Origin of the sequence: Pseudomonas macauensis, from assembly GCF_047902425.1 — a bacterium.
Classification (GTDB): Bacteria; Pseudomonadota; Gammaproteobacteria; order Pseudomonadales; family Pseudomonadaceae; genus Pseudomonas.
The window spans coordinates 1,039,000-1,057,798 of sequence record NZ_CP138377.1 but is presented as its reverse complement, the minus strand read 5'-3'; the positions used below and the strand labels follow the sequence as shown (position 1 = coordinate 1,057,798).

At 65.2% G+C, this 18,799-nt stretch carries 14 protein-coding genes; 6 read left to right on the top strand and 8 right to left on the bottom strand.

Translation table 11 applies throughout. The annotated features are described in order from the left end of the window. Positions 1-51: 51 nt before the first annotated feature. A complete protein-coding gene (locus tag SD196_RS04955) occupies positions 52-678 on the bottom strand; it encodes a LysE family translocator (protein WP_416311107.1) in 627 nt (208 codons plus the stop codon). Between the two features lie 144 nt (positions 679-822). Here SD196_RS04955 and SD196_RS04950 point away from each other — a divergent pair, with 144 nt between their 5' ends. Beyond that, positions 823-1,296 (top strand): Lrp/AsnC family transcriptional regulator, encoded by a 474-nt coding sequence (locus SD196_RS04950; RefSeq protein ID WP_275611892.1) that lies wholly within the window; start codon positions 823-825, stop codon positions 1,294-1,296. Here the strand turns inward: SD196_RS04950 and SD196_RS04945 are convergent. Genes SD196_RS04945 through SD196_RS04935 form a run of 3 tightly spaced genes read right to left on the bottom strand, consistent with a single transcriptional unit; the run spans position 1,289 to position 3,632 of the window. Continuing rightward, positions 1,289-2,206 (bottom strand): biotin-dependent carboxyltransferase family protein, encoded by a 918-nt coding sequence (locus SD196_RS04945; RefSeq protein WP_416311106.1) that lies wholly within the window; start codon positions 2,204-2,206, stop codon positions 1,289-1,291. The genes SD196_RS04950 and SD196_RS04945 overlap by 8 nt on opposite strands. Then, positions 2,203-2,880, bottom strand: coding sequence for a 5-oxoprolinase subunit PxpB (gene pxpB / locus SD196_RS04940; RefSeq protein ID WP_416311105.1), 678 nt, complete (start codon positions 2,878-2,880; stop codon positions 2,203-2,205). Before pxpB ends, SD196_RS04945 begins: the two co-directional genes overlap by 4 nt. Next, a complete protein-coding gene (locus tag SD196_RS04935) occupies positions 2,877-3,632 on the bottom strand; it encodes a 5-oxoprolinase subunit PxpA (protein WP_343574840.1) in 756 nt (251 codons plus the stop codon). The genes pxpB and SD196_RS04935 overlap by 4 nt, the downstream gene beginning before the upstream one ends. A 131-nt stretch (positions 3,633-3,763) precedes the next feature. Here SD196_RS04935 and lpxO point away from each other — a divergent pair, with 131 nt between their 5' ends. Continuing rightward, positions 3,764-4,663: a lipid A hydroxylase LpxO gene (lpxO, locus tag SD196_RS04930; protein ID WP_331318513.1), complete on the top strand. Its 900-nt coding sequence runs from the start codon at positions 3,764-3,766 to the stop codon at positions 4,661-4,663. Between the two features lie 239 nt (positions 4,664-4,902). Here lpxO and SD196_RS04925 read toward each other — a convergent pair whose 3' ends face one another. Both SD196_RS04925 and SD196_RS04920 read right to left on the bottom strand, forming a co-directional pair. After that, complete coding sequence (locus SD196_RS04925; protein ID WP_343575597.1) at positions 4,903-7,446, bottom strand: sulfite reductase flavoprotein subunit alpha; 2,544 nt, start codon at positions 7,444-7,446, stop codon at positions 4,903-4,905. 160 nt (positions 7,447-7,606) lie between these two features. Beyond that, entirely contained in the window at positions 7,607-9,904 is a 2,298-nt protein-coding gene (locus SD196_RS04920; protein WP_343574843.1) for a TonB-dependent siderophore receptor, read from the bottom strand. Between the two features lie 202 nt (positions 9,905-10,106). On the opposite strand from SD196_RS04920, the gene SD196_RS04915 reads away from it, so the two are divergent. The 3 genes from SD196_RS04915 to SD196_RS04905 all read left to right on the top strand — a co-directional run bounded on the left by SD196_RS04915 (position 10,107) and on the right by SD196_RS04905 (position 13,490). Next, a complete protein-coding gene (locus SD196_RS04915) occupies positions 10,107-10,787 on the top strand; it encodes a Fe2+-dependent dioxygenase (protein WP_275610307.1) in 681 nt (226 codons plus the stop codon). A gap of 6 nt (positions 10,788-10,793) precedes the next feature. After that, positions 10,794-11,585: a tetratricopeptide repeat protein gene (locus SD196_RS04910; RefSeq protein WP_343574847.1), complete on the top strand. Its 792-nt coding sequence runs from the start codon at positions 10,794-10,796 to the stop codon at positions 11,583-11,585. 102 nt (positions 11,586-11,687) lie between these two features. Next, a complete protein-coding gene (locus SD196_RS04905; RefSeq protein ID WP_343574849.1) occupies positions 11,688-13,490 on the top strand; it encodes a phosphoethanolamine transferase CptA in 1,803 nt (600 codons plus the stop codon). 512 nt (positions 13,491-14,002) lie between these two features. Here SD196_RS04905 and SD196_RS04900 read toward each other — a convergent pair. After that, positions 14,003-15,166 carry a type III PLP-dependent enzyme gene (locus SD196_RS04900; RefSeq protein ID WP_343574852.1) on the bottom strand — a complete coding sequence of 388 codons (1,164 nt, stop codon included), beginning with the start codon at positions 15,164-15,166 and terminating at the stop codon, positions 14,003-14,005. Between the two features lie 612 nt (positions 15,167-15,778). On the opposite strand from SD196_RS04900, the gene SD196_RS04895 reads away from it, so the two are divergent. Beyond that, positions 15,779-17,362, top strand: a complete 1,584-nt coding sequence (locus SD196_RS04895; protein WP_343574854.1) for a peptide chain release factor 3 — start codon at positions 15,779-15,781, stop codon at positions 17,360-17,362. 348 nt (positions 17,363-17,710) lie between these two features. Here SD196_RS04895 and SD196_RS04890 read toward each other — a convergent pair whose 3' ends face one another. Beyond that, positions 17,711-18,724, bottom strand: coding sequence for a succinylglutamate desuccinylase/aspartoacylase domain-containing protein (locus SD196_RS04890; RefSeq protein ID WP_343574857.1), 1,014 nt, complete (start codon positions 18,722-18,724; stop codon positions 17,711-17,713). Positions 18,725-18,799 lie beyond the last annotated feature (75 nt).

Below are 18,799 nucleotides of genomic sequence, written 5' to 3'. Positions count from 1 at the left end.
AGCGAAGCGCGACCAAGGCCAATCGGCGTATAACGCGGAGCGTTATACGCCCTACAGATCACGGATCAGCGCCAGCCGCACACCAAAGCCCAGCAACACCCCGCCAAAGCCCCACTGCTGCACCCGCTGCATCAGCCGATGCCGCGCCAGCCAGCGCCCCATACGCTCGCCGCTGAGCGCGTAGAAGCTGTCGAAACCCAACCCGACCACCACCAGCACGCCACCCAGCAGCGCGAACTGCACGGCCAGCGGGCCGTTCTGCGGCTGGATGAACTGCGGCAGCAGCACGGAGCAGAACAGCAGTGCCTTGGGGTTCAGCAGATTGGTCAGCACCCCACGGCGGAAGGCCCGCCGATGGCTCGTCGGGGTCTTCGCGCATTCGGCGCTTTCCACAGTGAGGCCCACCGGCGCACGCAGCAACTGCAGGCCGATCCACGCCAGGTACACACCGCCGACGATACGCACCGCATCGAAGGTCCAGGGCGCCGTGCGGAACAGCAGCGCCAGGCCGGTCGCCGCCAGCGCCACGTGGCAGCCGCGTGCCAACGCCAGCCCGACGGCGGTCGCCAGCGCGGCCCGGCAACCTTCGCGGGCGCCGGTGTGCAACAGGAGAATCATGTCGGGCCCCGGCAGCAGATAGACCATCGCCAGGGCCAGCAGGAACACACCGATATCCATAGAAGCAACTCCGCAAAGGTGATCGCGGATAAGGATTCTATGCCCGAAGGCCAAGGCAGGTGCTTGCGTATTCGACCATGATTGGCAGACTGATTGGCATACCCTGCCAATCCATACACACAAAACTCTTCACTTATGCCAAACATCAAGCTGGATGCCTACGACCACCGCATCCTCGCCGCCCTGCAGCGCGATGGCCGCCTGACCAATGTGCAACTGGCCGAGGAAATCGGCCTCTCGCCCTCCCCCTGCCTGCGCCGGGTGCGCCTGCTGGAAGAAGCCGGGATGATCCGTGGCTACCACGCCGAACTGGGCCGCGACGAAGTCGGGCTGGGCCTGACGGTGTTCGTCGGGGTGAAGGTCGAGCGCCACAGCGACACCAGCGCCGCCGCGTTCCGCCAGGCAGTGATAGACCTGCCGGAAGTGATTTCGGTGCACCTGGTCAGCGGCGAGTCGGACTTCCTCCTGCAAGTGGTGCTACCGGACCTGCGCGCCTACGAACAATTTCTCACCGGCACCCTGCTCAAGCTGCCGGGCGTCAGCGACATCCGCAGCAACTTCGCGATCCAGACCGTGAAGGAATCCGCGCCGCTGCCGTTGCGGCACCTGCCTAGGTAGCGAAGAAGCGCAGGAACGCGCGCAGGTCCGCCTGGGCCTGCTCCACGCTCGCTTCGGTGAAGCGCACTTCGCTGTGCGCCGGGCATTGCGCCAGGCGGCCGATGTCCAACGGGTGCAGAACGCCAAGCAAGGGATAGCCGCCCATGGTCTGCCGATCGGCCAGCAGGATGATCGGCTGGCCGTCGGGCGGTACCTGGATGGCCCCTTCCACCACGCCCAATGACCACTGCCGGCACGGCGCGCCCAGTGCCTCGCCGCGCAGGCGCACGCCCATGCGGTCGGACTGCGGGCTGATCCGCCAGGGCTGGTCGAAGAGCGCCCTGCTTTGTTCGTCGCTGAAGGCGTCCGGGCCGGGCAGCACGCGCAGTATGGGCGCTTCGCGGTAATCCGGCTGGTACGGCCAGGGCACGCTGGCGCCGCGCATGAAACGCGCGTCATCCGCGACGCACGCCAGCACATCGCCCACCGCCAAGGGTTGGCCGTCACCGGCAAGGCCGCCCAGCCGCTCGCGGGTCTGGGTCGAGACGCTGCCCAGCACGGGTTCCGCGCGGAAGCCGCCCGCGACGGCGAGGTAGGCGCGCTGTCCGGCGCGGGCGAAGCCCAGCTTCAGGCGCTGCCCCGCCCGTACCCGAAAGCGCGACCAGGCCGGCAACGGTTCGCCATCGAGGCTCAATGGCAACTCGGCCCCCGACAGCGCCAGCCAGGTATCCACCTGCGCCTCCAGCTCCGCGCCGCCCAGGGCGATCTCCAGCAGCGCTGCGTCTGGGGCGTTACCCAGCAGGCGATTGGCCCAGGCCGCCGCGTGTTTATCCACAGGGCCGCCAGGCGATACGCCCAATCCCTGCCAACCGTGGCGTCCGCCGTCCTGCAGCAGGCACAGCGGGCCGCATGCGAGCACCTTCAGGCTCATGGTTCACCGCCAGCGGCGCGATAGGCCGCTTCGTCGATGGGTACGAAACGCACGCGGTCGCCCACTGCCAATGGGCAAGGTGGCTCCCGGCGCGGGTCGAACAGGCGCTGCGCGGTACGCCCCAGCAGGTGCCAGCCGCCGGGGGAGGCTTGTGGATAAACCGCCGTTTGCCGCTCGGCGATGGCCAGGCTGCCGGCCGGCACCCGGGTGCGCGGGGTGGCGCGGCGCGGCAGGGCGAGGCATTCGTCCAGCTCGCCCAGGTAGGCGAAACCGGGCGCAAAACCGATGGCGCCAACACGGTAATCGCAGCTGGCGTGCAGCTCGATCACCTGCGCGGGCTTGAGTCCGCACAGGCGCGCAACGTCGTCGAGGTCCTCGCCGGCGTACCACACGGCGATCTCATGCAGGCGCCCCGCCGCTTCCACGGTGGCGTCACCCGGCCAGTCCGACAGCGCAGCCTGCACGCGGCGCTGTAGTTGCGGCAGGTCGATGCGCAGCAGGTCGTAGTGCAACAGGAGGGTGGTCCAGCCCGGCACGCAGTCGGTCAGCGCCGGCCCCAATTCGGAACGAAGACGCTCGGCGAGGCGTGCGATGCGCAGAGGCAAGGCGTCATCGGGCTGTTCGGCCAGGGTGATCAGCAGCGCCTGGGCGCCAAAGGGCTCGACGCGGATCATGCCTGGTCCAGCAGGCCACGCAGGCGCCGCAGCACCGCCAGGGATTCGGGGTTGTCGCCATGCACGCAGAGGCTGTCGGCGCGCAGGCGCAGCGGGTTGCCGTCGATATCCGGGAAGGGCTCGCCACGGGCGATGGCCAGGGCCTGGTCGAGAATCCGCTGCGGCTCATGGTGCACGGCATTGGGCAGGCGGCGCGGGGCGAGCTGGCCGTCGGGCAGGTAGGCGCGGTCGGCGAAGGCCTCGAACATCAGCGGCACGTCGGAGGCATCGGCCAGTTGCAGCTCGCGGCTGTTGTCGGCCAGCGCCAGGACCATCAGCGGCAAGCCCTTGCGGTAGGCGGCGCAGGCATCGAGCACGGACGAGAGCAGCGCATCGTCGCGCACCAGGTCGTTGTACAGCGCGCCATGGGGCTTCACGTAGTCGACGCGGATGCCGGCGGCGCGGCAGAAGGCGTCCAGCGCGCCGAGCTGGTAGAGCACCAGCGCCTGCACTTCCTCGGGCGAGCAGCTCAGGTGGCGACGGCCGAACCCGGCGAGGTCCGGGTAGGCGGGATGGGCGCCGATGCTCACGCCATGCTCCACCGCCAGGCGCACGGTGCGCTGCATGGTCAGCGGATCGCCTGCGTGGTAGCCGCAGGCGAGGTTCGCCTGGTCGATCAGCGGCATGGCATGGGCGTCGTCCCCCATGCGCCAGGCACCGAAGCTTTCGCCCATGTCGCAGTTGAGCAGAATCCGCGAGGTGCGTTCGGTCATCGGGGTCACCATCTTTCGAAAGTTCCTACAGGTTAAAGCAGACGCTGGCCTTTGGCCTTCGGAGAATACTCAGTCACGATTCGGAGGAGTACCATTCCCTGTCTAGACCAGTGGAAATCGTCTTTCGCATGATCAAAGCCGCCCTTCTGGCCGCGTTCGGCCTGAGCATCCTTTATGTCCACCTGCGTGGGCGGGTGCGCCACAAATTCTCGCGCCAGTTGACCGACCACTCCAGCTTCCTCGCGCCGATCAACTGCATCATGTACCTGTTCTCCCGGGTGCCGAGCCGCCCGTACCTGGCGACCGACGAATTCCCCGAAATGCGCCTGCTGACGGAGAACTGGGAAACCATCCGCAGCGAAGCCCTGCACCTGCGCGACGCCGGCAGCATCAAGCGCTCCGAGCAGCTCAACGACGTGGGTTTCAACTCCTTCTTCAAGACCGGCTGGAAGCGTTTCTACCTGAAGTGGTACGACGACAGCCATCCCTCCGCCGACGCGCTGTGCCCGAAGACCACCGAGCTGTTGCGGCGGATTCCCTCGGTCAAGGCGGCAATGTTCGCCGAGCTGCCGCCGGGCTCGCGCCTGGTTCGCCACCGCGACCCCTATGCCGGTTCGCTGCGCTACCACCTGGGGCTGATGACGCCAAACGATCCCGGCTGCTTCATCGAAGTGGACGGCGAGCGCTACCACTGGCGCGACGGCGAGGCGGTGGTGTTCGACGAGACCTACATCCATTACGCCGAGAACACCACGGAGCATGACCGGGTGATCCTGTTCTGCGACATCGAACGTCCGCTGAAATCCCGCTGGGCTACGGCGTTCAATCGCTGGTTCAGCCGCAGCGTGATGGCCGCCGCGGCCTCGCCGAACGACGCGAGCGACAAGACCGGCGGCATCAACCGTGCCTTCGCCTCGCTGTACAAGATCCGCCTGCACGGCAAGGCGCTGAAGAAGCGCAACCGCAAGCTGTATTACCTGGAGAAGTGGGGCTTCCTGGCAGCGCTGCTGGCGGTGATCATCTGGGTTTGAGCACGGCCCCTGCCATCAAGGCCTCCGCAGTTGCGGGGGCCTTTTTGTTTGGGCGCAGGTCGAAAAGCATCGCGGACGGAATCCGCTCCTACCCGTAGGGCGTATAACGTTCGACGTTATACGCCGTTTGACCCTGATCTCAAGGCGCTCCGAACTGGCCCTGGCGCCAGCGGCAAGCCTAGGTGAAACGGCGTACAACCGCGAACGGTTGTACGCCCTACGAGGGAACCTAGCCTTTTTCAGTACACATCGCGCCGATAACGCCCGCTCTCCAGCAGCGCCTCGACCTCGGCATCACCGAGCATCTCGCGCAGCGCACGGTCGACTCCTTCGGCCATGCCCTGCAGGCTGCCGCAGACGTGGATCACCGCGCCCTCGTCCAGCCACTGGGTCAGCACGTCGCCGTTGGCACGCAGGCGATCCTGCACGTAGACCTTCTCGGCCTGATCGCGAGAGAAGGCGACGTCCAGGCGTTGCAGCTCGCCCCGCGCCAATGCCCCTTCCAGCTCTTCGCGGCAGTAGAAGTCATGGGCGATATTGCGCTCACCAAACAGCAGCCAGTTGCGTCGGCGGCCTTCGGCGATACTGGCGCGCAGCAGGCTGCGCAGGCCGGCGATACCGGTGCCGTTGCCGATCAGGATCAGCGGACGGTCGTCCTCACTGAGGTGGAAGCTGCGGTTGCGGCGCAAGCGCAGTAGCAGGCTGCCACCCTCCGGCAGGTACTCGGTCAGCCAGCCGGAGCAGATGCCCAGCGAACCATCGGCGTGCTGTTCCTGGCGCACGATCAGTTCCAGCGCGCCATCGCTGCGCAGTGAGGCGATGGAGTACTGGCGCACCGACAGCTTGATCAGCGCGTCGTACACCGCCTGGCCGTGCAGGCCGACCAAGTGTTCGAGATTGGCCGGCAGCAGGCAGCCGGCCAGGGCGTCCCTCAGCGAGGCGGCCAGGCCATCGGCCTGGATGCGCGACTCGCCGTCCAGACCCAGGCGTCCCAGCCAGGCGTTGACCAGGAACTGTGGCTGGCGCGGGACGATTTCCACCAGGTCGCCGGCATTCCAGTCGATCTGCGAATCGCTCGGCGCGGCCAGGCGCAGCAGCCAGGTGGACTCGCCCTGGCTGCCCGGGTTGAGGTGCTCACGTCCAGCCAGCGTCCAGACCTCGAAGGCCGGCGCACTGAACGCCGCCTGCGGCGCGGCGCCGGAAAGCTCAGCGAGGCGCTGCTGCCAGTGGTGCAGTGCGGCGGCATCGCCGTTGTCCACTTCGACGCCATCGAACAGCGTGTGCGCGCCCTGCCCTTGCAGCCAGCCCTGCAGGCGGCGGGCGAAGCCGCAGAAGTGGTCGTACTGGCGATCGCCCAGGGCGAGCACGGCGAAGCGCAGGTCGGCCAGCCCGAGGCGCTGGCCCAGCAGGTGGCGCTCGAAGCCGCGGGCGCTGTCCGGGGCCTCGCCGTCGCCGAAGGTGCTGACCACGAACAGGGCGTTGCGGGTCTGCTCCAGCTGCGCACGGTCCAGCTTCGCCAGCGGTTCGACTCGCACCGGCAGACCGGCGGCCTGCAATTGACCGGCGCTCTGCCAGGCCAGTTGCTCGGCGAAGCCGCTCTGGCTGGCATAGCCCACCAGCCAGGCATCGGCGCGGGTGTCATGGTTCAGTTCCCCACGCGCCGCCTGGGCCGCGCGCTTCTTGCGGCGGCGGTCGAGGTAGAGCAGCCAGCCGGTGATGAAGAACAGCGGCATCGACAGGCTCGCCAGCATCATCAGGATGCGCCCCGGCAGGCCGAAATAGCTGCCCACGTGCAGGGCGTAGACGCTGGTCAGCAGTTGCTTGCCAAAGGAACTGTCGTTGTAGCGCTTGTGGGCCAGCAGCTTGCCGCTGGCCGGGTCGATGGTCATCTCGTTGAAGGCGCGCTCGTGGGCTGCGTCGTCTAAAAGATAGAAGACGGTGGCGGGCCGGCCTTGCACTGGCGGCAGGCGCAAGTTGTAGGTAACCATCGCGGGACCGCCGGCCTGCTGGATGGTGGCCCAGACGGCGCTGGCATCGACCACCGGCGGCGGGCCCTCCGGCGCCGGTCCGCGCTTGCCGCCGCGCTGGCCGCCCTTGGCTTGGCCGGCCGGCGAGTCGTCGAGCAGCTTGAACAGGCCGTCGCGGTACCAGTCGTAGGACCAGTACAGGCCGGTCAGCGTCGCCAGGAGGTAGAACGCCAGGCACCAGGTACCGGCCACGGCGTGCAGGTCCCAGTTGAACGCGCGGCCCTTCTTGGCCCAGTCCAGGGTCAGCCAGGCGCGCCAGTTCAAGGCCTTGCGCGGCCAGCGCAGGTACAGGCCGGACAGGCACAGGTAGAGCAGGATCAGCGTGCAGGCGGCGGTGACCTGCTTGCCCGCCTCGCCCGCGGCGAGGAAGCGGTGCAGCTGCATGACGAAGTTGAAGAAGCCTTCGCCCTTGGGCGCCGGCAGGAAGCCCGCAGTGTACGGGTCGACGTAGCGCGACTCGCCGCGGCGCTGGCCGGGCTTGGGCGTGTAGAAGAGGCGGCCGGCCTGGTCGCCGTCGATGTTCACCCAGACGAAGGCGACCTTCTTGCCCGGCTCGGCGCTTTCCACCCGGCGGATCAGTTCGTCCATCGGCAGCGTGCCCTCGGCACGCTTTTCCACGGTGAGGCTGGCAGGGTTCACGGCGCGCAGGATTTCATCCTGGAACGACAGCATCGCCCCGGTCAGGCCCATCAGCGCCAGGACCAAACCTGCGCTGATACCGAACAGCCAATGCAACTGGAACCAGACTTTCTTCAACACCGTGGCCTCACGTCGTGCCGCACTTTTACATGGAGCGGGATTTTATTGAGAACGGCTCGCAAATACAGCCGTCTTTTTCAACCTTTACCCAGGGCTTACTCACACAAAAACCCCGGCCGAGGAGCGTCGGCCGGGGTGGCTCGCCAGCAGGCGAACCTTAGAAGTGGAAGTTGGTGGACAACAGCACGGTGCGGCCGGCCGCCTGGGTCGCGTAGTGCGAGGCATAGGCCTTGTCGAAGTACTTCTTGTCGAAGACGTTCTGCACATTGAGTTGGAAGTCGACGTTCTTGCTCAGCTTGTAGGCGGCCATCGCGTCGTAGCGCCAGTAGTCCGGGACGTACATGGTGTTGGCCACGTCGCCATACACCTTGTCGACGTAGAAGGTGCCGCCGCCAATGGTGGCGTTGGGCAGGACGTCGTAGGTGGTCCACAGGCTGAAGCTGTTCTTCGGCGTGTTGGGCATTTCGTTGCCATCGTTGGACGGCACGTTGGCGGTGATGTTGCCGTTGCGGCCGGTCTTGCCGGCTTTCACCAGCTCGCTGTCGAGGTAGCTGTAGCCGGCGAAGACCTTCCACTTGTCGGTCAGCTTGCCGCTGGCGGTCAGCTCCAGGCCATCGACGCGGGACTGGCCGGCATTGTCGTAGGTCTGCGACGCCACCAGGATGCGCGCATTGTCCTTGTCGGTGCGGAAGATCGCGCCGGTCAACTCCAGGCGCTCATCCAGGAAGCTCCACTTGGTACCGATCTCGTAGTTGGTGGTTTCTTCCGGTTCCAGGTTGTTCTTCACCGAGAAGGCGTCCACCGCGTTGGAAGTGTTGCCGTTGTCCAGCATGGCGCCCGGCGGCGTCGCCGAGGTGGCGTAGGACGCGTAGATGCTGCCGTTGGGCGCCGGCTTGTAGACCACGCCGGCCTGCCAGTTCCAGAAGTTGGAGCTGTCTTCGAACTTGGTGGCGGGCGATGCGCCGTGGTTCTTCGCGGTGGTTTCGAAGCTGTCGAAGCGCACGCCGGCGTTGATCTGCCACTGCTCGTTCAGGTCGATGGTGTCGAAGCCGTAGATCGCCTTGGTGGTGCCGACGGTGTTCAGCGGCTTGTAGTTGCGGGTGATGCTGCCGTTCCACGGATCGTGCGGGTTGGGGTTTTCCAGGCTGGTGCAGTTGTAGCCGCTGGGCGCACCGACGATTCCCGGACGGCACTTGTTGGTGTTCAGGCCGGTGTTGGTGTCGACCGTGTAGCCATCGCGCTTGCTGTCTTCGCGGCTGAACTCAAGACCGGTGGTGAAGCTGTTCTTGAACCCGGCCAGGTAGAACTCGCCGAACAGGTCGGTCTGGTTGGTCGCCGTGGTGGTGGTGCTGATGCGGTTGTTGTTGCGCCGCCACACGGTGCCATTGTTGACGTTGCCCTGGCTGTCGTCGGGCTGCGTCATGATGTAGTCCTGGTGGCTGGTGCCGTACCGGGTGGTGTTGCGCAGGCTCAGGTTGTCGTTGAAGTCGTGCTCGAAGGTGATGGTGCTGGTGTCCACCCGGCTCTTGGAGAAGTCGCGGTCCTCCAGGCCATAGAAGTTGTCACGGTCGACGTTCACCGGCTTGTCGGGATTGTGCTTGCTGCGATCGGCGCTCTTGGCGTACGGGATGCCCGAGTCGGGCGTGTCGTCGCTTTCCAGATGGTAGTGGCTGACGGTGACGCGGGTCGGACCGTTGAGGCCGAAGGTCAGCGAAGGCGCGATGCCCCAGCGGCTGGCGTCCACCGCCTGGCGGCCGGCGACGTTCTGGTCGTGGGTCATCAGGTTCAGGCGGAAGGCGGCATTGCCATCGAGGAACTCCTGGTTGGTGTCCAGGGCGTAGCGTCGGGTCTGGTCGGAGCCGTAAGTGAAGCTGCCGTCGGTGAAGTTGCCGGCCTTGGCCTGCTTGCTGATCAGGTTCAGGCTGCCACCGGCCGCGCCACGGCCGCCGAAGGCCGAGTTCGGGCCCTTGCTGACTTCGATCTGTTCCAGGTTGAACACTTCACGGGATTGCGCGCCGGTGTCGCGTACGCCGTCGACATAGGTGTCGCTCTGCGCGTCGAAGCCACGGATGAAGGGGCGGTCGCCGGTCGGGTTGCCGCCCTCGCCGGCGCCGAAGGTGATGCCCGGCACGGTGCGCAGGGCGTCCTGCAGGGTCAGCGCGCCGGTGTCCTTGATCACCTGCTGCGGCACCACGGTCACCGAGCGCGGCGTATCCAGCAGCGGGGCGGTATATTTCTTCGACGCGGACTTCTCGACGTTGTAGGTGGTCGGGTCCTGCTGGGTGCCGACGACAGTATCGGCGTCCAGGGACAATACGTCCTGGCTCGGCTTCTTCTCCGAGGATTCGGCGGCATGGGCCAGGTGGCTGCCGGACATGGCGGTGATGGCGACACCGACGGCGGATGCCAAGAGGCGCGGCGTGTTGCCGGCGAGATCGGACGATTGGCGCGACATTGCAAATCCCTCCCCAGGGGCTCATGAAGGCCGCGCAATCTAGTGCAATTAAGAATTCATATCAATTACTACTTATTCTCATACGCGTATGATTTACAAGATTTACATTTCATGACTGACCAATGACAGGGCATGGCGGTTGTAGTTGTCTATTGCAAATCATTATCATTGCCAACTTCTCAGGCACCGACGGAACCGCCCCATGCTGTTGCACATTCCCGGCATCTTCACCCGCGAGGAAGTGGTGCGTATTCGCGCCGCCCTGGAACAGGCCGAATGGGGCGACGGCAAGGCTACCGCCGGCTACCAGTCGGCCCGTGCCAAGCACAACCTGCAGTTGCCGCAGGACCACCCGCTGGCCCGCGAGATCGGCGAGGCCATGCTGCAGCGCCTGTGGAGCAACCCACTGTTCCAGTCCGCCGCGTTGCCGCACAAGGTCTTTCCTCCACTGTTCAACTGCTATACCGGCGGCGGCTCCTTCGACTTCCACATCGACAACGCCGTGCGCGATGTCCAGGGCGGCCGCGAGCGCGTACGCACCGACGTCTCCTCGACCCTGTTCTTCAGCGACCCCGAGGATTACGACGGCGGCGAACTGGTGATCCAGGACACCTACGGCACCCAGCAGGTCAAGCTGCCGGCCGGCGACCTAGTGCTCTACCCCGCCACCAGCCTGCACAAGGTCAACCCGGTGACCCGTGGCGCGCGAATCGCCTCCTTCTTCTGGACCCAGAGCCTGGTGCGCGAGGACAGCCAGCGCGCCCTGCTGTTCCAGATGGACCAGTCGATCCAGGCGCTGACCCGCGACGTGCCCGAGCATCCGGCGCTGGTCGAACTGACCGGCACCTACCACAACCTGCTGCGCCGCTGGGTGGATGTCTGACCGCCCATGAGCTTCGTCCTGCGCCGCACCGAAGAAGTCGCCGTTGAAGACCTCAATGGCCAGCTCGCCGACAACCCACGCCAGGCTGCCCGGCTGATCCTCGCCGCCGCTCGCGACGGCGAATTGGAAGCCCAGGCGCTGCTCGGCCAGATCCTCCTCGACGGCCGCGGCATCGAGCGCGACCCATCGCTGGCCATGACCTGGTTCGGCATCGCCGCCGAACGCGGCCACAGCATGGCGCGCAACATGCTCGGCCGCTGCCTGGAACACGGCTGGGGTTGCGCCGCCGACCCCACCTCAGCCGCCGGCCACTACGCGCTCGCCGCCGAAGCCGGCCTGGACTGGGCGATGTACAACCTGGCCAACCTGCTGGCCACCGGACGCGGCGTGGCACGCGACGAGGCGCACGCCCTGGCGCTATACCGCCGGGCGGCGGAACTGGGGCACGCCAAGTCGATGAATCTGGTCGGCCGCTTCTACGAGGAAGGCCTGGTGGTCCCCCGCGATGCCGAGGCCGCCCATCGCTGGTACCGGCGCTCCGCCGAGGCCGGTGACTTCCGTGGGCAGTTCAGCCACGCCACGGTGCTGGCCGAGGCCGGCGACCTGGAAGGCGCCTTGCCCTGGCTGCAGCGCGCGCTGCAGGGTGGCAACCTGAACTTCCTGCGGGTCGCCCGCGATCAACTGGCCCGGTCCCCACAGGAAGCCTTGCGTCAGCTGGCTCACGCCTATGGCCAGCGTGCCGCCGAACTGGGCGATGAATCCGACGGAATACGTCTGGATTCGCTACGTCCAGCCTAGGATCGCCGCAACTTGACGCATTTTTCACCTCACTCCTGTTAACCTCTCCGGCTTTTTCGGCTGCGGGATTGCAGCCTTCTGTCCCGAATCGACGAGGCGTGTGTGTCTACCACTAATTCCCCTTCTGCCCGTAAAGGCGTCGACTGGGCCGGCCTGGGCTGGCTACTCCTGTTCTTCTGGTACTTCTCCGGCGTTACCCAACTGCTGATCCTGGCGACCGGCACCACCGGCTTTGCCGGCTTCCGTGACGCCTTCTTCCTCAGCAGCCTGTGGCTCGCTCCGGTGCTGCTGCTACCGCGCTTCACCCGCGGGATTTCGGCGGTCATCGGCCTGGTGCTGTGGGGCGCCTCGCTGGTGGGCCTGAGCTACTTCGGCATCTACCGCCAGGAGTTCTCGCAGAGCGTCATCTTCGTCATGTTCGAATCGAACACCGCCGAAGCCGGCGAGTATTTCAGCCAGTACTTCAGCCTCTGGCTGTGCCTGGCGCTGCTGGTCTACAGCGTGGTCGCGGTACTGCTGTGGCGGCGCATCCGCCCGGTCACCCTGCCGCTCTACACCCGCGTGCCGGTGGCCGTGCTGCTGGTGGTGATGAACCTGGTCTACCCCTTCTACAAGCAGATGGTCACCCAGGAGCGCAGCTTCGCCGAGGCGCTGGAGAAGGTGCAGCAGCGCATGGAGCCGGCCGTGCCCTGGCAACTGGTCGTGGGCTACGCCCAGTACCGCCAGCAGCTGGACAACATGCAGAAGCTGCTGGAGCAGAACGCCTCCCTGCCCCCGCTGCAGAACCTCAAGGACAGCAGCGGCGAAGCGCCGCGCACTCTGGTACTGGTGCTGGGTGAATCCACCACCCGCGAGCACATGCACCTGTACGGCTACCCGCGCGAAACCACCCCGAACCTCGACGCCCTGGCGGCGGCCGAGGGCCACAACCTGACGGTGTTCCAGAACGTGGTCTCGCCGCGTCCCTACACCATCGAGGTGATGCAGCAGATCCTCACCTTCGGTGACGAGCAGAACCCCGACAAGTTCCTCACCGATCCGTCGCTGATCAACCTGATGAAACAGGCAGGCTACAAGACCTTCTGGATCACCAACCAGCAGACGATGACCAAGCGCAACACCATGCTCACCACCTTCTCGCAGCAGACGGATGCGCAGTTCTACCTGAACAACCAGCGCAACCAGAACGCCAGCCAGTACGACGGCGTGGTGCTCGAACCCTTCGAGAAGGCCCTGCAGGACCCGGCGCAGAAGAAGTTCATCGTCATCCACCTGCTCGGCACGCACATGGACTACCGCTACCGCTATCCGGAGCAGTACGCCCAGTTCAAGGACCGCCAGGGCGTGCCCTCGGCGCTATCGGACGACCAGGTGGAAACCTACAACTTCTATGACAACGCCGTGCTGTACAACGACTTCGTGGTCTCCAGCCTGATCAAGCGCTACGCCGCGACCGACCCGAACGGTTTCCTGCTGTACCTCTCCGACCACGGCGAGGATGTCTACAGCTCAGGCAACCACGACCGCCTGGGCCGCAACGAAGGCGCCCCGACCCGGCCGATGTACACCATTCCGTTCATGGTCTGGACCTCGCCCAGCTGGCAGGCAGCGCACCCGCGCGACCTGCAGGCGGCCGCCAACCGTCCGTACAGCAGCTCGCACCTGATCCACACCCTGTCGGATCTGGCGGGCCTGAGCTACGACCGCTTCGAGCCGGTCAAGAGCCTGGTCAGCGACCAGTTCGCCGTGGCCCCGCGCTGGATCGGCGACCCGTACAAGAAGGATGGCCTGCGCGAGTTCGACAAGCTGCCGCCGACCCAGGCCGCGCCGCAGCAGGAGATCGTCAAGGAATCCAAGTCGCCGGATACCGCCCAGGCTCCGGAAGCGCAACCCAACAAGGGTTGAGTCGATCCAGATCGTGAAAACGCCCCGCAACGCGGGGCGTTTTCATTTCCCGATGCGACGATTTTTCGTAGGAGCAACTGTCTTGTCCCGGCTGAATCTGTGCCAGGGCTTTCCCCCTCACCCCAGCCCTCTCCCTCAGGGAGAGGGAGCCAGATCGTGCCGGCTGACAGAGTAGTTTCATCCTGCACCGGACGGTCCCCTCTCCCCCTGGGAGAGGGTTAGGGTGAGGGCCAACCCGAGCGCAGATGCATCTCGTAGGAGCGGACTCCGTCCGCGATCCGCCCTCGCGCCGTGTTCCATCACGGACGAAGTCCGCTGGTCACCGTAGGGCGTATAACGTTCGACGTTATACGCCGTTTGACCGCGATATCAGGGCACTCCGAATCCAGCTCCGGCACCGGCGGCAAGGCACGGTGCATCGGCGTACAACCGCGAACGGTTGTACGCCCTACGCGTCATTCCAGAAACGAAAAAGCCCCGCATCGCGGGGCCTTTTCATTCGAGCCTGAAGCTTACAGGTAGAACGCCTTCAGCGGCGGGAAGCCGTTGAATTCCACCGCGCTGTAGCTGGTGGTGTAGGCGCCGGTGGACAGCCAGTACAGGCGGTCGCCGGCAGCCAGGTTCAGCGGCAGGCCGTACTTGTAGTGCTCGTACATGATATCGGCGCTGTCGCAGGTCGGGCCGGCGATCACCACTTCTTCCAGCTCGCCCTGCTTCTCCACGTGGATCGGGAACTTGATGGACTCGTCCATGGTTTCGATCAGGCCGGAGAACTTGCCCACGTCGGTGAACACCCAGCGCTCCACGGCGGTACGCGACTTGCGCGCCACCAGCACCACTTCGCTGACCAGGATGCCGGCATTGGCGATCAGCGAACGGCCCGGCTCCAGGATGATTTCCGGCAGCTCGTCGCCGAAGTCTTCCTTGAGGAAGCGGATGATCTCTTCGGCGTAGGTTTCCAGGCTGTTGGTCTTGGCGATGTAGTTGGCCGGGAAGCCGCCGCCCATATTGATCATCTTCAGTTCGATGCCGTCTTCTTCCTTCAGGCGCTCGAAGATGACCTTCACCTTGGCGATGGCCGCGTCCCATACGCCGATGTCGCGCTGCTGCGAGCCAACGTGGAAGGATACGCCATAGGGCACCAGACCCAGGTCGCGGGCCAGTACCAGCAGGTCCATGGCCATGTCGGTCTGGCAGCCGAACTTGCGCGACAGCGGCCAGTCGGCGGAGGTGGAACCCTCGGTGAGGATGCGCACGTAGACCTTGGAGCCCGGCGCGGCCTTGGCGATGTTGCGCAGGTCGGCCTCGGAGTCGGTGGCGAACAGGCGCACGCCCTTCTCGTAGAAGTAGCGGATGTCGCGGGCTTTCTTGATGGTGTTGCCGTAGCTGATGCGCTCCGGGCCCACGCCGGTCTTCATCACCTTGTCCAGCTCGTAGATCGAGGCGATGTCGAAGTTAGAACCCTTGTCGCGCAGCAGCTCGGTGATCTCGGTGGCCGGGTTGGCCTTCACCGCGTAGTAGATCTTGGCGAAGGGGAAGCAGTCGGTCAGCTGATCGTACGCGCTGGCGATGGTCTGCTTGTCGATGACGACGAAGGGGGTTTCCTGCTTGTCGGCAAACGCCTTCATGCGCTGGAAGGTTTCCGGGGCGAAGTAATCCTCGACCTTGATGGACATGGTTGGGACTCCAAATGGCAAAACACGCAATTGAAAAGAGGGACGGCTCTTTTACTTTCGAGCCACGAACGCCTGATCAGTTTCCCCACTTTGGTTCGCCTACTTCCCAAGGCATGTCGCCGAGCATTACCGGTTCCGACTTCTCCTGGGCTCCCTGCCCCTCTCGGGGCGCGGAGTCGCCGGGTCGGCAACCTCTCGTCGTCAGTACTTGAGCCGGATGGATCGTTTCCAGCATGAGCGTTCGGGCGCGAACTTTAGGACCACAGGCACCACAGATCAATCAAAAATTGCCGCTTTTTAATAACCCTTTGTCGCGATCCTGCGTTTCGTTTCAAATCCTTAACAAAACGTCATGAAATGCTGCACAGACGCGGGTTTCAAGAGAGTGACAGGGGCTGTCCGACCGACCTTTTCCCGCCCGGATGAATAGGTCATGACCGGTGAGTCGATGGCCCCGGATTCGATTGCCGATTCCCCCTCCGGAGGGACCGCCGGGAACACGCGTCGGCCACCGGGTGCCCGGTGGCGCTGATCGACCGGTCATTTCCCGTTATAATCCCGCGCTTTTGGGCCGATCCGGGCCCATCATCGATTCCAGCCAGGCACGCATCCATGACCATCCAGGCCGCCGAAGTCGCCAAACGCCGCACGTTCGCGATCATTTCCCACCCCGACGCCGGTAAGACCACCATTACCGAAAAGCTCCTGCTGATGGGCAAGGCGATCGCCGTCGCCGGTACCGTGAAGTCGCGTAAATCCGACCGCCACGCCACCTCCGACTGGATGGAGATGGAAAAGCAGCGCGGCATCTCCATCACCACCTCGGTGATGCAGTTCCCCTACCGCGAGCACATGATCAACCTGCTCGACACCCCCGGCCACGAAGACTTCTCCGAAGACACCTACCGCACCCTGACCGCGGTGGACTCCGCGCTGATGGTCCTCGACGGCGGTAAGGGTGTAGAGCCGCGCACCATCGCCCTGATGGAAGTCTGCCGCCTGCGCGACACGCCCATCGTCAGCTTCATCAACAAGCTCGACCGCGACATCCGTGACCCCATCGAACTGCTCGACGAGATCGAAGCCGTCCTGAAGATCAAGGCCGCGCCCATCACCTGGCCGATCGGTTGCTACAAGGACTTCAAGGGCGTGTACCACCTCGCCCAGGACAAGATCATCGTCTACGTGCCCGGCCACGGCCACGAGCGCATCGAGACGAAGATCATCGACAAGCTCGATTCCGACGAAGCCCGCGCGCATCTGGGCGACCTCTACGAGAACTTCCTCGAAGAGCTGGAACTGGTGCAGGGCGCCTGCCACGAGTTCGACAAGCAGGCCTTCCTCAACGGCGAGATGACCCCGGTGTTCTTCGGTACCGCACTGGGCAACTTCGGTGTCGACCAGGTGCTCGACTGCATCGTCGACTGGGCCCCGCAACCGCTGGAGCGCGGCACCCACGAGCGCACCGTGGCGCCGACCGAGGAGAAGTTCTCCGGCTTCGTGTTCAAGATCCAGGCGAACATGGACCCCAAGCACCGCGACCGCATCGCCTTCATGCGCATCTGCTCGGGCAAGTACGAGAAGGGCATGAAGATGCGCCACGTGCGCATCGGCAAGGACGTGAAGATCGCCGACGCGCTGACCTTCTTCTCCAGCGAGCGTGAGCAGCTGGAAGAGGCCTACGCCGGCGACATCATCGGCCTGCACAACCACGGCACCATCCAGATCGGCGACACCTTCACCGAAGGGGAGGCGCTGGGCTTCACCGGCATCCCGCACTTCGCCCCGGAACTGTTCCGCCGCGTGCGCCTGAAGGACCCGCTGAAGTCCAAGCAGCTGCGCCAGGGCCTGCAGGAACTGGCCGAGGAAGGCGCGACGCAAGTCTTCTTCCCCGAGCGCAACAACGACATCATCCTCGGCGCCGTCGGTGTGCTGCAGTTCGACGTCGTCGCCAGCCGCCTGAAGGAGGAATACAAGGTCGAGTGCGCCTACGAGGCGATCAACGTCTGGTCGGCGCGCTGGATCGAGTGCAAGGACGAGAAGAAGCTCAAGGAGTTCAAGGACAAGGCCATGGAGAACCTCTCCGTGGACGGCGGCGGCCACCTCACCTACCTGGCCCCGACCCGCGTCAACCTGAGCCTGATGGAAGAGCGCTGGCCGGACATCACCTTCCGCGCCACCCGCGAACACCACTGAGTTCGCCGCCCTTTGAAACGCCCGCCTTGCGCGGGCGTTTTTGCTGGCGCTGATCGGCTACTTTGCAATTTCGTTTCCGTCTGGCTCGATGCACCACCTCGCTCCGTACGGTCCCCTCTCCCCTCAGGGGGAGGGTTAGGGAGGGGGAACAGAGCCAAGCTCGACTTCGACGTCAGCCTGTATACCCTCTCCCCAGCCCTCTCCCCAGCCCTCTCCCTGAAGGGAGAGGGAGCTATCCGTACCGGCTGAGGCTAGGGTTTCATCCCGCATCGAACGGTCCTCTCACCCTCCATGAGAGAGTCAGGGTGAGGGCAGGCTGATGCACGGAATTGAGCGTAGGAGCCCCCATCAAGGATCGAGTGCCCCGGCAATCCACGTGCTCGAAGGCCCTGTGCCGGTAAACTTGCCCGCGATAGCACCCTGGGGAATCAGCCGGTCACGGTAACGGGTGGCGAACAATCCACTCTGCGGTGCCCGCAGGATGTGCTCACTACTTGAGTCGCCAGGGCGCGAAACGATGCGCGCAAAGCGCTCGCCCGCCTCGATGTACTCGCCCAACTCACGCTCGAACACCAGCACTCCAGCAGCCGGTGCAAACACGGTTTCCATGAAGCCGATGGGCGTGGCGACGCCTTTCCATTCAGGCAATGGCCCGGCATCGGTTACCACACCACGGGCGCCGAGGAAGCGGTACAGGCCATCGGCATCCTGCTGTGCCAGCGCGTCGCTGACATCGCCCTGCCCACGCAGCTCGACCGTGGCCACCAGACGTCCGGCGAAACGCTGCTCGGCCAGCCAGGGTGCGATCACCACCTCCTCGAACGCCCCGTCGCTGTCGCCCTCCCAGATGATCGCCAGTTCCGCGCGCAGCGCCGCGGCGAGGTCCTGGCCGGCCGGCCAGAAGCACTCGTGCAGGTAGACGTATGGCAGCGCCTCGTCGTCGGTATGCAGGTCGAGCACGATGTCCGCCGGAGCGGCCAGTTCGGCCAGGCGCTTCTGCCACAGCGAGAGATTGTCCAAGGTGCCGCGAGCCGACGCCGACGCGGGGAAGCCACGGTTGAAATTGCGCGCGCTCGCATCATGATGACGGCCGAGTATGCGCCCCTGGCGGAACTGCCCGATGCCGATCGGATTGGCCTGCGGCACCACCGTCACGCTGCCGTTCAACGCGCCATTTTGCGCTGCCTCGCGCAGGCGCGGCAGCAATTCGTGAAGCACCAGCATCCCGGCGATTTCATCGGCATGCACCCCTGCCTGCAGGTGCACCTTCGGCCCTGGTCTGCCGCCATCGACACGCCAGGCGCGTACGCACAACTTGGCCCCGGAATCCCCGGGTACGCTGAAGGAAACGTCCTCGATCATATGCACTCTCCTTTTGTCGGGCCTCTGTCCGAATCGCCCATGGAAATCTTCTTCGGCGCCTCCTAGTATCGGAGC

Bases quoted from the DNA above. Each gene is read 5' to 3' on its own strand.
- pxpB (WP_416311105.1), bottom strand. From the start codon at position 2,880: ATGATCCGCGTCGAGCCCTTTGGCGCCCAGGCGCTGCTGATCACCCTG.
- SD196_RS04935 (WP_343574840.1), bottom strand. From the start codon at position 3,632: ATGACCGAACGCACCTCGCGGATTCTGCTCAACTGCGACATGGGCGAA.
- SD196_RS04910 (WP_343574847.1), top strand. From the start codon at position 10,794: ATGAGCTTCGTCCTGCGCCGCACCGAAGAAGTCGCCGTTGAAGACCTC.
- SD196_RS04945 (WP_416311106.1), bottom strand. From the start codon at position 2,206: ATGAGCCTGAAGGTGCTCGCATGCGGCCCGCTGTGCCTGCTGCAGGAC.
- SD196_RS04955 (WP_416311107.1), bottom strand. From the start codon at position 678: ATGGATATCGGTGTGTTCCTGCTGGCCCTGGCGATGGTCTATCTGCTG.
- SD196_RS04890 (WP_343574857.1), bottom strand. From the start codon at position 18,724: ATGATCGAGGACGTTTCCTTCAGCGTACCCGGGGATTCCGGGGCCAAG.
- SD196_RS04895 (WP_343574854.1), top strand. From the start codon at position 15,779: ATGACCATCCAGGCCGCCGAAGTCGCCAAACGCCGCACGTTCGCGATC.
- SD196_RS04915 (WP_275610307.1), top strand. From the start codon at position 10,107: ATGCTGTTGCACATTCCCGGCATCTTCACCCGCGAGGAAGTGGTGCGT.
- SD196_RS04900 (WP_343574852.1), bottom strand. From the start codon at position 15,166: ATGTCCATCAAGGTCGAGGATTACTTCGCCCCGGAAACCTTCCAGCGC.
- SD196_RS04920 (WP_343574843.1), bottom strand. From the start codon at position 9,904: ATGTCGCGCCAATCGTCCGATCTCGCCGGCAACACGCCGCGCCTCTTG.